The 15,076-nt window shown below is 62.0% G+C and carries 18 protein-coding genes; 13 read left to right on the top strand and 5 right to left on the bottom strand.

What is annotated here, in order from left to right; genetic code table 11:
• Window positions 1-53: 53 nt before the first annotated feature.
• From CIT26_RS38975 to CIT26_RS33880, 3 genes are read left to right on the top strand one after another with little or no spacing between them, the layout of a single operon-like run.
• Window positions 54-419: a hypothetical protein gene (locus CIT26_RS38975; protein ID WP_167391636.1), complete on the top strand. Its 366-nt coding sequence runs from the start codon at window positions 54-56 to the stop codon at window positions 417-419.
• A gap of 54 nt (window positions 420-473) precedes the next feature.
• Window positions 474-1,985, top strand: a complete 1,512-nt coding sequence (locus tag CIT26_RS33885) for a leucyl aminopeptidase (protein WP_095496625.1) — start codon at window positions 474-476, stop codon at window positions 1,983-1,985.
• 19 nt (window positions 1,986-2,004) lie between these two features.
• Window positions 2,005-2,454: a DNA polymerase III subunit chi gene (locus CIT26_RS33880; RefSeq protein WP_095496624.1), complete on the top strand. Its 450-nt coding sequence runs from the start codon at window positions 2,005-2,007 to the stop codon at window positions 2,452-2,454.
• Between the two features lie 130 nt (window positions 2,455-2,584).
• Here the strand turns inward: CIT26_RS33880 and CIT26_RS38600 are convergent, their stop codons facing one another.
• The 3 genes from CIT26_RS38600 to CIT26_RS33870 form a co-directional block, all read right to left on the bottom strand.
• Window positions 2,585-2,968, bottom strand: coding sequence for an HAD family hydrolase (locus CIT26_RS38600; protein ID WP_342587051.1), 384 nt, complete (start codon window positions 2,966-2,968; stop codon window positions 2,585-2,587).
• Window positions 2,910-3,308 (bottom strand): HAD family hydrolase, encoded by a 399-nt coding sequence (locus tag CIT26_RS38595; RefSeq protein WP_342587050.1) that lies wholly within the window; start codon window positions 3,306-3,308, stop codon window positions 2,910-2,912. Before CIT26_RS38595 ends, CIT26_RS38600 begins: the two co-directional genes overlap by 59 nt.
• Window positions 3,309-3,507: 199 nt before the next feature.
• A complete protein-coding gene (locus CIT26_RS33870; protein WP_095496623.1) occupies window positions 3,508-3,996 on the bottom strand; it encodes a RidA family protein in 489 nt (162 codons plus the stop codon).
• Between the two features lie 177 nt (window positions 3,997-4,173).
• Between CIT26_RS33870 and CIT26_RS33865 the strand changes: the two genes are divergently transcribed.
• The 10 genes from CIT26_RS33865 to CIT26_RS33815 all read left to right on the top strand — a co-directional run bounded on the left by CIT26_RS33865 (window position 4,174) and on the right by CIT26_RS33815 (window position 13,606).
• Window positions 4,174-4,863, top strand: coding sequence for a TetR/AcrR family transcriptional regulator (locus CIT26_RS33865; protein ID WP_095496622.1), 690 nt, complete (start codon window positions 4,174-4,176; stop codon window positions 4,861-4,863).
• 224 nt (window positions 4,864-5,087) lie between these two features.
• Window positions 5,088-5,828, top strand: coding sequence for a FadR/GntR family transcriptional regulator (locus CIT26_RS33855; protein ID WP_095496620.1), 741 nt, complete (start codon window positions 5,088-5,090; stop codon window positions 5,826-5,828).
• Window positions 5,825-7,000: a PLP-dependent transferase gene (locus CIT26_RS33850; RefSeq protein WP_095496619.1), complete on the top strand. Its 1,176-nt coding sequence runs from the start codon at window positions 5,825-5,827 to the stop codon at window positions 6,998-7,000. The genes CIT26_RS33855 and CIT26_RS33850 overlap by 4 nt, the downstream gene beginning before the upstream one ends.
• 27 nt (window positions 7,001-7,027) lie before the next feature.
• Window positions 7,028-8,287 carry an ABC transporter substrate-binding protein gene (locus tag CIT26_RS33845; RefSeq protein WP_095496618.1) on the top strand — a complete coding sequence of 420 codons (1,260 nt, stop codon included), beginning with the start codon at window positions 7,028-7,030 and terminating at the stop codon, window positions 8,285-8,287.
• 105 nt (window positions 8,288-8,392) lie between these two features.
• Window positions 8,393-9,328, top strand: coding sequence for a carbohydrate ABC transporter permease (locus tag CIT26_RS33840; protein ID WP_095496617.1), 936 nt, complete (start codon window positions 8,393-8,395; stop codon window positions 9,326-9,328).
• A 19-nt stretch (window positions 9,329-9,347) separates the two neighbouring features.
• Window positions 9,348-10,181 carry a carbohydrate ABC transporter permease gene (locus tag CIT26_RS33835; protein WP_095496616.1) on the top strand — a complete coding sequence of 278 codons (834 nt, stop codon included), beginning with the start codon at window positions 9,348-9,350 and terminating at the stop codon, window positions 10,179-10,181.
• A gap of 10 nt (window positions 10,182-10,191) precedes the next feature.
• The gene (locus CIT26_RS33830) at window positions 10,192-11,292 is read left to right on the top strand and encodes an ABC transporter ATP-binding protein (protein ID WP_095496615.1); all 1,101 of its coding nucleotides are present in this window, start codon (window positions 10,192-10,194) and stop codon (window positions 11,290-11,292) included.
• Window positions 11,293-11,558: 266 nt separating this feature from the next.
• Window positions 11,559-12,173, top strand: coding sequence for a hypothetical protein (locus CIT26_RS33825; protein WP_095496614.1), 615 nt, complete (start codon window positions 11,559-11,561; stop codon window positions 12,171-12,173).
• A 3-nt stretch (window positions 12,174-12,176) separates the two neighbouring features.
• Window positions 12,177-13,022, top strand: coding sequence for a 23S rRNA (adenine(2030)-N(6))-methyltransferase RlmJ (locus tag CIT26_RS33820; RefSeq protein WP_095496613.1), 846 nt, complete (start codon window positions 12,177-12,179; stop codon window positions 13,020-13,022).
• A gap of 131 nt (window positions 13,023-13,153) precedes the next feature.
• Window positions 13,154-13,606, top strand: coding sequence for a hypothetical protein (locus CIT26_RS33815; RefSeq protein WP_095496612.1), 453 nt, complete (start codon window positions 13,154-13,156; stop codon window positions 13,604-13,606).
• On the opposite strand, the gene CIT26_RS33810 is transcribed toward CIT26_RS33815, so the two are convergent.
• The gene (locus CIT26_RS33810) at window positions 13,576-13,914 is read right to left on the bottom strand and encodes a transcriptional regulator (protein ID WP_095496794.1); all 339 of its coding nucleotides are present in this window, start codon (window positions 13,912-13,914) and stop codon (window positions 13,576-13,578) included. The genes CIT26_RS33815 and CIT26_RS33810 overlap by 31 nt on opposite strands.
• A 448-nt stretch (window positions 13,915-14,362) precedes the next feature.
• Window positions 14,363-14,908 carry a hypothetical protein gene (locus tag CIT26_RS37190; protein WP_192362286.1) on the bottom strand — a complete coding sequence of 182 codons (546 nt, stop codon included), beginning with the start codon at window positions 14,906-14,908 and terminating at the stop codon, window positions 14,363-14,365.
• Window positions 14,909-15,076 lie beyond the last annotated feature (168 nt).

Here is a 15,076-nt window from a genome sequence, read left to right as displayed (position 1 = left end):
ATCTGGTTCCCATCCCACATCGATATTTCCGGTGGGCCGGAGTGTCGGCGGCAATGGATAAGAAAGGGCGAACATCAATGGTTAACAACACGTTGCGGCAGGAAAGCGGGGCCGTGCCGCGACGAATCGCCATCGATTCCATCCGCCATATGGGATCGGATTCCGGCAAAGTCTTGCCAAATGCCGGAAAACGACCAAATGTCGCGCCGGTCACGGTCCTGGCCGCCGTGGCTGCAACGGCGGCGAGACGAACCCGAAATTGCCCGGCCTGTGGTTTACCGGCATGCGGCCAAGCATTCGCGGTTGCTTTCGCCAAACGCACGAATTCAGGCCAACGCAATCGCGCAGGAGATCGTCAGGAAGGGGCGATGATTGAAAATTGGGGTGGTGCTTCCGGTCGGAAACAGCCAAATATCTAGTTTCGCCAAGGCACTCTCCCAAAAATCCAACGCCGTTCCCGAAAGCAGGACATGATGACTTCGAGACCTTCGATCGCCTTCGCCAAATTCGCAGCGCCCAAGAAGGGCAGTGTCTTCGTGCTGGCGGCCAACGATGGCGGTCTCGGCGACGCGGCAAAGGCTTGCGATCCGGCAAAGACCCTGGAGCGGGCGTTTCCGGTGGCGGACTTTTCCGGCAAATTCGCCGGCCTGGTCGAAGTGCTGGCGCCGGAGGGCACATCGCTCGACCGGCTGGTGGCGGTCGGCGCCGGCAAGGTCTCGGGGCTCGACGACCATGCCTGGCTCAAGCTTGGCGGCACCATCGCTGCGTCCCTGCGCAAGGCGACAGAGGTGGCCGTCGTGCTCGATCTGCCGGGTGCTGACGTCGGCGGCAGGCAAGCGGCACAGCTTGCCGCGGGCATCCTTCTGCGCAGCTATGCCTTCGACAAGTACAAGACGAAAAAGGACAATGGCGACGGCCAGCGCGATGGCAACAAGGCCGAGCCCAAAAAGCCGGTCAAGGTGACCATCCATACCACCGATCCGGCGGCGGCGAAAAAGGCCTTCGCCGACGAGGCGGCGGTGATCGATGGGGTGCTGCTGGCGCGCGATCTGGTCAACGAACCGGCCAATATGCTCGGGCCGGTAGAATTCGCCGCCCGCGTCAACGAACTGGAAGCGCTCGGCGTCACGGTCGAGATCCTGGTCGAGAAGGAGATGAAGAAGCTCGGCATGGGCGCGCTGCTCGGCGTCGCGCAAGGTTCGCCGCGTGGCGCCCGCCTGGCCGTCATGCGATGGAATGGCGGCAAGGCCAAGGACAGCCCGATTGCCTTCGTCGGCAAGGGCGTCACTTTCGACACCGGCGGCAATTCGATTAAGACGGCCTCCGGCATGGAGGACATGAAGGGCGACATGGGCGGCGCGGCGGCCGTGACTGGGCTGATGCACGCGCTGGCCGCCCGCAAAGCCAAGGCCAATGTCGTCGGCATCATCGGGCTGGTGGAAAATGCCGTCGACGGCCATGCGCAACGCCCGGGCGACATCGTTACTTCGATGTCGGGCCAGACCATCGAGGTGCTCAACACCGACGCCGAAGGCCGCCTCGTTCTGGCCGATGCGCTGTGGTACTGCAACGATCGCTTCCAGCCGAAATTCATGGTCAATCTGGCGACGCTGACCGGCGCCACCATGGTCGCCCTCGGCCAGCATTATGCCGGCCTTTTCTCCAACAATGACGAATTGGCGAACAGGCTGACGAGCGCCGGGCAGACGACGCAGGAACGAGTGTGGCGGATGCCGCTCGGCACCGAATACGACAAGTTGATCGATTCGAAAAATGCCGACATGAAGAACATCGGCGGCCGCTATGGCGGCGCCATCATCGCGGCGCAGTTCCTGCAGCGCTTCGTCAAGGATACGCCCTGGGCGCATCTCGACATTGCCGGCACCGCGATGGGCGCGCCGTCCAGCGAGATCAACCAGTCATGGGGCTCCGGCTTCGGCGTCAGGCTGCTCGACCGGCTGGTGCGCGACAACTACGAGGGGTGAGGCCTTTCAAGGCGCGATCATGGCCGACGTCCTGTTCTACCATCTGACCGAATCGACGCTGGAGGATGCGCTGCCCGGCCTGCTCGAACGCAGCGTCGATCGCGGTTGGCGCGCCGTGGTGCAGACCGGCACCGAGGAGCGGCGCGACGCGCTGGACCAGCATCTGTGGACGTTCAGGGATGATTCGTTCTTGGCGCATGCGACGGACCGCGAATCCTATCTGGCCGAGCAGCCGATCCTTTTGACGACCGGCCACGACAATCCGAACGAGGCGCAGATACGCTTTCTGGTCGACGGCGCGGCGCCGCCGGAGCTTACCGGTTATGAGCGCGCCGTGTTCCTGTTCGACGGCCACGATGCGGCCCAGGTCGAGGCGGCGCGCACGCACTGGAAGACGATGAAGGAAGCCGGCCACGCGGTCACCTACTGGCAGCAGACTTCAGACCGGCGCTGGGAACGCAAGGCGTAGTAAAACCTGCCGCCTTGCCTATCCTCCTGGGATCAGATCGCTGCGCGGTTGGGTCGCAATGCCGAATGGAGCATCGGACCGAAACGTGGAAGAACCCCCGAAGGGGTGGTTTGCTGATCGTTGAGACGCGCTACAACTGAAGCCGTTCAGCCAAGTCAATGAAGTCGCTGGCGACCAAATCCCAGGCCTGATCAGGATGCAAGTCCGTGGTCTGCGCTAACCCGTGCTCGGTCGGACGCGGGACAAAAGCTGTTCGCAATCCGCATGACCGAGCCGCTGCAAGGTCGCCATTGTGGGCGGCCACAAGACAGATCTCATCTGGCTTCATTGCCAGGACGTCAGCGGTGCGAAGATAGGCTTGCGGCATCGGCTTGTACGCTTGCACGACTTCGGCGCCGAGGATCGCATCCCAGGGGATGCGACTACGCTTCGCTATGTTGAGCATGAGGACGATGTTACCGTTCGAGAGCGGCGCGATGATATAGCGGGCCTTCAGCCGTGTGAGGCCGGCCACCGCGTCCGGCCATGGCTCCAATCGGTGCCCATGCCAGATTCAGTTCGTCCAGTTCGGACGCTGGCACCGAAGCCGGATCGATCCCGAATTCTGGCAAAACGGCTTCCAGATTCTCCCGGTGCAGCACGTCGAGCCGTGTAAAAGGCCGCCGGCCGCTGCGCACCTCCTCCATCGCTGGGGAGTAACGGCGGCGCCACGCATCCGCGAAAGCGGTAGGAATGGCGGATCCTGCTCCATGCCGCTTCAGGAACGGTTCAGCTTCGCTCGCCACGCCGCTGCGCCAATCGACGACAGTGCCGAATACGTCGAATACCAAGGCACGTACACCATCCAATGCCATCACATTCGGCTCCTCGATCCGCACACTACATGACCGTCGCATTCGGGTGGCGAGCGCCCCTTGCGGCTGTCCCAAAAATCGGTCGCGAGACACCCACTTTTTTTGCGAGGGACATTTGCGACAGGCAAACCATTGACCGGATGGACAGGCTGAAACTATCGCGAAGCTCAAGGATATTTGTGAAAGGCGACCGGCATCACTACTCCAGAATGACGACGGCCTCCACCTCGAAGAGCATGGGGTCAATTGCAAGCTTGGGAACGGGAATCAGGGTCTGCGCCGGCAGCGTCTCACCGAACATTTTCTTGACGTTCTTGGTCAACACCTCAAGCTTGGACATATCGTGATCGACCACGAAGACCGTGAGCTTGGCGACCTGATCCGGCCTGGCACCGAGCGCATCGAGGGCGGTACGCAAATTTGCGTAGGCCTGCTCGACCTGGACGGCGAAGTCGGGCGACAAGGCTCCCGTGCTGTCTTGGCCGCCCTGTCCGGAGATGTAGGCCACCCGGCCATCGCTGGGCATGATCACCGCCGTGCTGTAGCCATTCGGCGACGGGTCGTAGAGGTTTTGTGGATTGACGATGGTCAGCTTGAGATCCTTCTCATTCGCTGTCGTCGCGGTGGGAATTCCGATGGTCATGATGATTAGCCCTCCGGTAAGCAGATGCTTGATTGCGCGTGACATGATTTTCTTTTGGCTTTGCGGACTGCGAGCAACGTACCCTCGCGGCCGGCATGATTGAACTTTAACCGTATCGCTCATACGATGACTCGTATGGTACGCCGTACGAGTCAATCGTTCAAGATCGACATTCGCCGCTTTGCCGGGCAAAATCGACGTTCTGAACAGCGAGGGAGACGGATGGCTGCAAAACGCAGCGGCGCCCGGAGCAAACGAGGGATAAATGAGCGGCTCCAGCCCGTGCAGGAGCCGCGCAGTGAACCGCCGCTCTCTCGGGAACGCATCGTGGCGACCGCGGTAGAACTGCTGGACGCCCAGGGAGTCGACGGATTGACGATGCGTCGGCTGGCCGATCGCCTCGGTTCGGGCGTGATGAGCCTATATTGGCACGTCGACAACAAAGAGGATGTCTTTGATCTGGCGCTCGACTCGGTGCTTGAATATCGCGGACCGCCGCAAATGGTTGAGTCTCGAGACTGGCGCGGAGAAGTCGTTCATATGCTCGAAGACTGGCGCGCCAGTATGCTGCGCCATCCTTGGTCGGCATCGCTGTTGCCGCGCCGGGCACTCGGCCCGAACATCCTCAGTCGCCTAGAACTGCTGAGCAACACCTTGTCCAGAGCCGGGGTTGCGGACGCAGATATGAACGTCGCGATATGGTCGCTCTGGAACTATGTGATGGGCGCCACCATCACCCGGGCGAGCTTCGACCTCTCGGACGACGACAGGGCCGCCGCGCAGCAACGCCTTACACGTCTCAGCGACCGCTACCCGACAATCGAACGCTCTCGTCTGCTGTTGGATAACGATTGGGGTGGCACCTTCCGGAAAGGCCTCGGTTTCCTCCTCGATGGCCTCTCTCCAGGATGAGGCTGAACGGTAGCTTTGGGCTCAAAGCGACTGTCGCAAAATCCCCGTTTAAACGACAGTTTTTGCACCTGATTTTCTGCAACGTCGCAGAAGAAGCCTTTGCGGCAAGGTTTAGGGTTCCACAGCGGGTCGTGAGCACTGAGACACTGCCCAGGGCACTTGACGAAAGGTCGGCCGCGCGCAAAACTGCTAAGATGTCAGACCAATTTTGGATGTAGGTTCCCATGCGAGCGCGCGGCGAACTGCCCGGGGCACCTGCCACGCGTGTGGCAATCGCCACGCTCCCGCCGTTGGATCGCGGCAAGCAGGTCATGGAAGCGCTGGCCGACTATGTCGAGCGCGCTGCGTTGAAGAGCGGTGACCGGCTTCCGACCGAACGCGAATTGATGGCCGCGCTTTCCGTCGGGCGCTCGACGATACGCGAGGCGATGGGGCGTTTCGAAGCGCTCGGCGTCACCGAGACCCGCAAAGGCAGCGGCACCTATCTGCTCAAGCCGATATCCGCCGGCACGATCCATTTGCCGCTGTCGCTCGATACGGCAGAGCTGCGCGATGGTCTCTTGCACACCCTCGAGGTACGCCGCGGCATCGAGGCCGAGGCAAGCATGGTCGCGGCGCGGCGGCGGACAGTCGACGATCTGCGGACGATCGAGGAAAAACTCATCGAGATGGAGCGCGTCCATCTCGCCACCGGCACGTCGGGTCCGGAAGACCTAGCCTTTCACCTGGCCGTCTACGACGCCACGCACAATCCACTTTTCCGGCAACTCCTGGGGCAGATGCGCGAAGCATTCGAGCGCTTCTGGGATCATCCTTTCGACCGGCAGGATTTCGCGCGGCGATCGTTCCCGTATCACCGGGAGCTGTTCGATGCCATCGTCGCCAGGGACGCGGAGCTGGCGCGGGGAAAAACGCTGAAGATCCTCGAGATCGTGGAAGAGGATATCGAGGAAATGTCGAAATGAACGGTCCCGATTTTTTCGACCAGGCATCGCTGATCGCCGCGCATGACGAGGGCAACGCCTTCGATGCCGTCGTGCCGCCGATCGTGCAGACCTCGCTCTTCACCTTCCCGAACTATGACGAGATGCTCGAGACATACCGCGGCGAAAAGGTGCGGCCGACCTACACGCGCGGGCTGAACCCGACCGTGCGCATGTTCGAGGAAATGCTGGCAAAGCTGGAGGGCGCCGAGGACGCGATCGGTTTTGCAAGCGGCATGTCCGCCATCTCGTCGGCAGTGCTGAGCTTCGTCGAACCGGGCGACCGCATTGTCGCGGTCAGGCATATCTACCCGGACGCGTTCCGGCTGTTCGGGACGCTGCTCGCGCGCATGCGCATCGAGGTGACCTATGTCGACGGGCGCGACGAGGCGGCTGTCGCGAGCGCCCTGCCTGGCGCCAAGCTGTTCTATATGGAAAGCCCGACCAGCTGGGTCATGGAAACCCATGACATCGGTGCGCTCGCTGCGCTGGCAAAGTCCCGCGGCATCCCGACCATCATCGACAACAGCTGGGCCAGCCCGGTTTTTCAGCGGCCGCTGTCGCTCGGCGTTGATGTTGTTGTCCACTCCGCGTCCAAGTATCTGGGTGGCCACAGCGATGTCGTTGCCGGCGTGGTCGCGGGCTCGAGGGACTTGATTGGCCGCATCCGCGGCGAAGCCTACCCATATCTCGGCGGCAAGCTGTCGCCATTCGACGCCTGGCTCTTGATTCGCGGCTTGCGCACACTGCCGATCCGGATGCGCGCGCATCAGGCCTCCGGCCTCGAAATCGCACGGCGCCTGCAGGATCATCCGATCGTCGAGAAGGTCTGCCATCCGGGGTTGGCCAACCAGCTTCCCGCGGGGCTCACCGGCACGTCGGGCCTGTTCTCATTTGTTTTCCGCGACGACATCGACATCCGGACGTTTGCCGACCGCCTCAAACTGTTCAAGCTGGGCGTGTCCTGGGGCGGCCACGAAAGCCTCATCGTGCCCGGCGAGGTCGTGCTGCAGCAGAAAGCCCAACCCAATTCCGCGATGGCGTTCGGCGTCCATCCGCGGTCCGTGCGTCTCCATGTCGGCCTCGAGGGAACCGAGGCGCTGTGGAGTGACCTGGAAACGGCTATCACAGCCGCTTCCGAAGAAAAGACCTGAAGCAACCAGACAAGAAGGGAACGGAAAATGAAGAAGCTTCTTATCGCCGCATTCGCCACCGTACTGATGTCGGGTGCTGCACTCGCCGACACGACGCTGAAGCTCGTGGAGGTGATCACCAGCCCCGAGCGCACCGAAACCCTGAAATCGATCGTCTCCAAATTCGAGGCTGCCAACCCGGGCACGAAGGTCGAGGTCATCTCGCTGCCCTGGGGCGAGGCGTTCCAGAAATTCGCGACCATGGTGTCCGCCGGCGAAATCCCCGACGTCATGGAGATGCCGGACACCTGGCTGTCGCTCTATGCCAACAATGGCCTTCTCGAAAGTCTCGAACCCTATCTTGCCAAATGGGAGCACACCTCGGGCCTCACCGATCGCGCGCTCGAACTCGGCCGCGACGTGAACAACACCGCCTACATGCTGCCCTATGGCTTCTATCTCCGGGCGATGTTCTACAACAAGAAGCTGTTCCAGGAGGCTGGTGTCGCCGAGCCGCCCAAGACGATGGACGAGTTCGTGGCGGCGTCGGAAAAAGTATCCAAGCTTCCAGGCAAATATGGCTACTGCCTGCGCGGCGGGCCGGGCGGCCTCAACGGCTGGATCATGTTCGGCGCAACCATGGCCGGGTCCAACAAGTTCTTCAATGAAGACGGCACCTCGACGATGAACAGCGAAGGCTGGGTCAAGGGACTGACCTGGGTCGTCGACCTGTACAAGAAGGGATTGGCGCCGAAGGACAGCGTCAACTGGGGTTTTAACGAAATCGTCGCCGGATTCTACACCGGCACCTGCGCAATGCTTGATCAGGATCCAGACGCGCTGATCGCAATCGCCGAGCGGATGAAGCCGGAAGACTACGGTGTCACGACCATGCCGAAGGGGCCGTCCGGCAAGACCTTCCCGACCATCGGCTATGCCGGTTGGTCGATGATGGCGGCCAGCCAGAACAAGGACCTCTCCTGGAAGCTGATCGAAACGCTCGAAGGGCCCGAGGGCAATGTCGAGTGGAACAAGCGCACCGGTGCGCTGCCGGTCCACAAGTCGGCCGAAAAGGATCCCTTCTACGCAAGCGAGCAGTTCAAGGGCTGGTTCGCCGAACTCAAGGACAAGGATGCGGTGCCGACGGTCATGCCGACCTATCTCGAGGAGTTCGCCTTCTTCAAGGACTCGATGGTCATCAAGACCAGTCAACAGGCATTGCTCGGCGACATCACGCCCGAGGAAATGGCCAACCAGTGGGCCGACTATCTGACCAAGGCGCAGCAGAAGTACCTGGCCAAGAAATAAACGGCGGACCCTAGAGCATCGGAGCCGCCCATCGCCGGGTGGCTCCGATAGGTCTCGTCCATGGTCGATTGGAACGATGGCCAATTGGAACGAAAGCGTTAGCTGATGGTTTTTGACGCCACCGCCGGGTTTTCGGAATCGCGCCGCCGGTCGCTGGTCGACCGGATCACGCGCCACGCCGAGCCATATCTTTACACCGCCCCGGCGCTGATTCTGATCGTCACCATCATGCTGGCGCCGCTGGTGCTAGGCCTGTCCTACGCCTTCCGCGACGTGCACTTGCTCAATCCCTTCTCTGGCGGGTATGTCGGGCTCGATCATTTTCGCACCCTTTATGGCGACGACAATTTCTACCGGGCGCTGCGCAACACGCTGTGGTGGACCGGCGCATCCGTCTTCCTGCAATTCGTGTTCGGCCTGATCCTGGCGCTGTTGCTCGACCGGCCGTTTGCCGGTCGCGCCGTCGCGCAGGCGCTGGTGTTCCTGCCCTGGGCGGTGCCGACCTTTCTTACCGGGCTCAATTGGGCGTGGCTGCTCAATCCCGTCATCGGACCGCTGCCGCATTGGCTTTATGCGCTCGGCCTCATGAGCGAGCCGGCCAACATCCTTTCCAATCCGCAGCTCGCCATGTGGGGACCGATCATCGCCAACGTCTGGTGGGGCATTCCCTTCTTCGCCATCACGCTGCTGGCCGCGCTTCAGGCTATCCCACGCGACCTCTACGAGGCGGCGGCGATCGATGGCGCCGGCGCGATCAGGCGGTTCACGTCGATCACGTTGCCATTCCTTGCGCCGACCATTGCGATCACCGTGCTGTTGCGCACTGTCTGGATCTCGAACTTCGCCGACCTGATCATCGTCATGACCAGCGGCGGGCCGGCCGACCGCACGCAGATCGTCGCGAGCTACATCTTCACGCAGGCCTTCAGAGCCCTTGATTTCGGCTACGCCTCGGCCATCGCGCTGGTGCTGCTCGTCCTGCTGCTCGCCTATTCGATGCTGATCGTCATGCTGCGGCAAGTCCTGATGGATCGGTCGTGATGGGTCGGGGGATGACCAGATGAACAGCTATTCGATCTTCGGCACCGCGCTGCACCGCCTGGCGATCCTCTGCTATGTGGTCTTTGCGCTGTTCCCGCTGTTCTGGCTGTTGAAAGTATCGGTCACGCCGAACGACCTGCTCTATTCGGAGGGCGTGCGGATGTGGCCGTCGCGGATGAGCTTCGAACATTTCCGTTTCGTGCTCGCCCACAGCGCATTCCCGGTCTTCTTCAGGAACAGCATGATCGTTGCCGGCGCAACGGCCGTGATCGTGACGCTGCTCGCGTCCCTCTCCGGCTATGCGTTGTCGCGTTTCACCTTTCGCGGCAAATACTGGCTGGTCGCGCTCATGCTGCTCACCCAGATGTTTCCATTGGTGATGCTGGTCGCGCCGATCTTCAAGATGCTCTCGCCGCTAGGGCTGACCAACAGCCTGACCGGGCTGGTGGTCGTCTACACCGCCTTCAACATCCCCTTCGCGACGTTCCTGATGCAGTCGTTTTTCGACGGCATTCCCAAGGAGCTGGAAGAGGCCGCCAAGATCGATGGCGCCACGCAGTTCATGGCGTTTCGCCAGATCGTCCTGCCGCTGACGCTGCCCGGCATTGCGGCGACGCTGGGTTTTGTATTCACCGCCGCATGGAGCGAACTGCTGTTCGCGCTGATGCTGATTTCGGGCAACAGCGCCGCCACGTTTCCGGTCGGTCTGCTCACCTTCGTGTCGAAGTTTTCGGTCGATTTCGGGCAGATGATGGCGGCCGGCGTGCTGGCGCTTATCCCGGCCTGCCTCTTCTTCCTGTTCATCCAGCGCTATCTGGTCCAGGGCCTGACGGCCGGCGCGGTCAAGGGCTGAGTGAGGTTTCATGGCATCGATCGACATCCGCAACGTCCGCAAGAATTTCGGCATCGTCTCCGTGCTGCACGGCGTCGATCTGGCGATAAAGAACGGCGAGTTCGTGGTGCTGGTGGGGCCGTCGGGCTGCGGCAAGAGCACGCTGCTGCGGATGATCGCCGGGCTCGAGGAGGTGACCGAAGGCGAGATCCGGATCGACGGCGTGCGCGTCAATGAGCGGGCACCCAAGGACCGCGACATCGCCATGGTGTTCCAGTCCTACGCGCTCTACCCGCACATGAACGTCGCCGAGAATATGAGCTATGGCCTGCGGATCCGGAAGGCCGCCCGCGAGAAGATCACGGCCGCTGTCAGCAATGCCGCCCGGAAGCTTGAGCTGCAGCCGCTGCTTGCACGGAGACCGAAAGCATTGTCGGGCGGTCAGCGCCAGCGCGTGGCGATGGGCCGCGCGATCGTGCGACAACCCAAGGCATTCCTGTTCGACGAGCCGCTGTCCAATCTCGACGCGCGCCTGCGCGAGCAGATGCGGGCAGAGATCAAGAAGCTGCACCGCGATCTCGGCGCGACCTCGATCTATGTCACCCACGACCAGATCGAGGCGATGACCTTGGCCGACCGGATCGTCGCCATGCATGAGGGCGTGGTGCAGCAGGTCGGCAGCCCGCTGGAGCTTTACGACCGCCCTGCCAACCTGTTCGTCGCCGGCTTCATCGGATCGCCAGCCATGAATTTTCTGTCGGCACGCTATGAGGTCAGCGCAGGCACGGCCAGCGCACGATTGCCCGATGGAACGCTGATTGCGCTTTCGTCAGGCTATCAACTCGAGGAAGGCGCGGCGGTGACGCTCGGCATCCGGCCGGAGCATGTCGAGATGTCGCCGGCCTCGGAGACCAGCCTCAGGGCGACGGTCGACCTGATCGAACCGACCGGCTTCGGCATCATCCTGCATCTCGGCCTGCACGGCCTGCCATTCAACGTCTTCACGCTCGACAGGGCAGCGCTGACGGCCGGCCCAACGGTGACGGTGGCTTTCCCGCCGCAACATCTGCATCTGTTCGATGAGACTGGAAAGCGCGCATTGGAATCGAGCCTTCAGAAGGGGACGGGCTGAACCTCCTTATCGGTCGCTCCGATCATTCGAATTTTCCCAAAACCGGTTCCCACCTTTGGGTCCGATGCTATTGTCCTATCTTGGCACCGCCGAATTCGATACGACACTCGATCTCGGCCTCGACATGGCTCCCGAGACGAGATGGAACGCGCCCGCGGCGGCGCTAGACCATGATCCCGCACCGAAGGTCAGCGAAGCAAAAAGTGGGAACCGGTTTTCGGATAAGATCATGGTCAAACAACAAGAGGGCTGGGGTAGTCGAGCGCATGCGCTTTCTGTTTCTTCTGATCCTGCTCGCCGGCACCGGCATCGGCGTCGTCTACCCCTGGGCGATGATCAATTTCTCCGGCCATGAGATCGGCACCTGGCGGGTCTACGAACAGGGCCGGTTCAGGCCGGTGACGGTGCCGCTGTCCGGCCGCGACGCGCCGGTGCGGGTGCTGGTCGATCTCACCGCCAGGACCGAACGCATCGCCGTGTCGCAAGAACGCACAGTGTTGACGCTGACCGCCGCCACCGGCGGCAGGACGGTGCTCGCCTCGACGCTGCAGTTCACCCATTCAGAAAATCCGCGCCAGGTCAGCCCGCAACTGCCGGACAAGATCTTCCGCGACGAGGCAGGCCTGATCCCGACGGTCAGCCCTGGCCCCTACATCTTCACCGTCGGCCCCGGCGACGCCGAAGGCATCGAGCTGCGGGCGGTGGATCTCGTGCTGCGCTCCGGCGTCGGCGAGATCGACCGCCGGGCGCGGCCGGTCGGCTTCTCGCTGATGGCGGCCGGCCTGATCGGGCTGCTGTTGGCGTTGCGTTTCGGCGGGCGGCGACCGCAAAATCCGAATTCGCAGCCGCCACCGCCACGCTGGGGCAGGGGCTCGAACTAGCTCGTGAATTACCGCCACGCCTATCACGCCGGAAACTTCGCCGATGTCGTCAAGCATGTCGTGCTGAGCCGGCTCGTCGAATATCTAAAGCAGAAGGACAAGGCGTTTCGCGTCATCGACACCCATGCCGGCATCGGCCGCTACGACCTGTCGTCGACTGAAGCGCAAAAGACCGGTGAATGGCAAGGCGGCATCGGCCGGCTGGTCGATGCCGCGCTCGACGCGCCGGCGGCAGCACTACTGGCGCCTTATCTGGAAGCTGTCCGTTCGCTCAATCCCGAAGGCGGCGTGAAAAAATATCCCGGCTCGCCGCTGATCGCGCGTCATCTCATGCGCAAGCAGGACCGGCTGTCGGCGATCGAATTGCATCGCCAGGATGCCGCGAAACTGAGGGCGCTATTCCAAGGCGATTTCCAGACCCGGGTGATCGAGCTCGACGGTTGGCTGGCGCTCGGCGCACATCTGCCGCCGAAGGAAAAGCGCGGGCTCGTACTCGTCGATCCGCCGTTCGAGGAGGAGGGCGAGTTCGATCGCCTCGTCGACGGGCTGCGGAAAGCCCATAAGCGCTGGCCCGGCGGCATCTATGCTTTGTGGTATCCGGTCAAGGACCGCAAGGCGGTCGCCGCCTTCCGGAAGGCGCTGGTGCAGTCAGGCGTCCCGAAGCTGCTCGACATCGGCTTCGAGATCAGGCCGCCATCGGCCGAGCCCAGCCTCGACGGCAGCGGCATGGTGGTGGTCAACCCGCCGTTCACGCTGGAGGGCGAGCTGCGCACGCTGCTGCCGGCCTTGCACACATTGCTTGTCGTCGAAAAACCAGCGCACTGGACGCTGGAATGGCTGGCGGCGTAGGGCGGCAGAGGTATTCGCGCGCCTGTCCTGGCTGAAGGCGATTTCGAACTAGGAAACCATTGTCTCTACAACCGCTTGACCGCGCGCAAGCGAATCCGCACAGTGCGCGCAATCGACCATAAGAGGCTGCCATGACTCGCTTCGCCCAATCCGCCCTTGCCGCACTGATCGCCCTTTGCACGCCGCTCGGCACGTCCCTCGCTGTCACCCAGGCAGCAAAGGCTGCCGACCTTGCCGTCTATGTCGACGAAGACAGCGGAGTTTGCGGTGAGGCTTGGGTGCTGAACAAGATCACCAGCCGCTTCTCCTACCAGGTGCACCACGTGCCGAATCTGCCCGATGTCGAGATCACCGATTTCCAGCGGATCCATCAGCACCGCTATCTGCCGGCCAACGAAACCTGGCCGATCGGCCGCCGCTATTGCGGCGCCACCGTCAGCCTGTCCGACGGCCACGCCCGTACCATCTGGTATCTGATCGAGGAAGGGCAGGGCTTTGCCTCGATCGGCGACAATGTCGAATTCTGCGTCTCGGGCTTCGACCGCTGGATGGTCTACAACGGCCGCTGCCGAGTCCTGCGCTGAACGCGTTTACCTGGCTGCTCCGCCTCATCGAGGATGGCGCGAAGGAAGGCGGCGTGACCGCGAAAGGCGCGCCGTCCGATTGACGTCGCCTTGACCCGCGTTTGCGGCCGACGTCCGACAAACAGCTTTTCGACATCGACATATCCCGCCTTGGCAAGCGCATCGATATGCGCGCCGAGATTGCCGTCGGTCGCATTGACGATGGCCTTCAATCGGGCGAATTCCAGCGCTTTGCGCCTTTCCAGAGAATTCAGCGTGGCCATGATCCTGAGCCGCACGCTCTGGTGGATGATTTCGTCGGCAGCCATCATCGGGCCTGCTGTGGTGTCCGGCGTTCAGTCTCACTGATCTGGGACAGCGCCGCTTGATCTTGCGCGAATGACATGCGCTTCTCCCGCATACTGCAGAATACTCTGCTGAATAGAGTAATCTGTCAACCTTAGCAAAAAAATTGCCCCTCTCGAACGCAGGCAAGGTCCTGGCTCAGAGCGGGCCGCGTTTTGCTTTTGCAGCTTGTGTAGATCGTCCGGTTGACAAGACGATGAGATCGTTGAAGCAGCCGCATCATGGTGTTGCCGGTCGATGATCAACGAGCAAAACGCTTGCTAACCTTCAGCGCTTCGTAGCAAGATTGGTCCGGCAAAGCGCGCACAATGTCTGTAGCAAACCGTCGGCAAAGATCGAAGAGCAGCAACGGCATTTTGCGAAATCAGCACGAGCGTGTGTCGCCTGTAACCAAAACTTAAACTGAAAAAATCATGCTAATGCTTCGCTGGCTAGACAAGCGCGAGTCAGATATGCATTACGCGCCGGGTCATTAACGGCCGTCGGCACAACTAAGGGGCATGATATGGCTAAACAGTCATCCAAAGCGCCGGCATCCAAGTCACCGGCAAAGAAGGCACCGGCAAAGAAAGCACCAGTAAAAGCGGTGGCGGCAAAGGCCGCAGCCGCTGTGAAGAAAGCAGCACCTGCTGCCAAGCCGAAGGCCGCAGCCAAGGCAAAAGCAGCGCCGGCCAAGAAGCCGGCCGCGAAAGCCGCGGCAAAACCGGCAGTGACGAAAGCAGCACCAGCCAAGGCCAAAGCAGCACCTGCCAAGAAGCCGGCTGCAAAAGCCCCGGCGAAGCCGGCAACGAAGAAAGCAGCACCTGCCAAGACTGCGCCGATAAAGAAGGCTGCACCGGCCAAGAAGGCTGCGCCGGCAAAGAAAGCGGCTGCAGCGAAGTCTTCGGTAGCAGTGAAGAAAGCAGCGCCTACGGCCAAGCCGAAGGCGAAGGCCGCGCCCGCGAAGGCGAAAGCCAAGAAGTAATCGCGTTTCTTCGCTCGCGGAGGACAGTGCTGAGGACGGTTGAGGGCGGGTGCCGGACAGGCGCCTCGCTCGCACAGTCGGTGCTCGGGCAAGAATAGAGGCGGAGGGAAGACAGCTTTTCGCAGCTCCCAGGACTTCGCCGCACGGCGAAGTCCGGTGGG

The organism is Mesorhizobium temperatum, assembly GCF_002284575.1.
GTDB classification, from domain to species: Bacteria; Pseudomonadota; Alphaproteobacteria; order Rhizobiales; family Rhizobiaceae; genus Mesorhizobium; species Mesorhizobium temperatum.
Note: the sequence above shows the minus strand (reverse complement) of the source record. Positions and strands in the feature narration are given on the sequence as shown.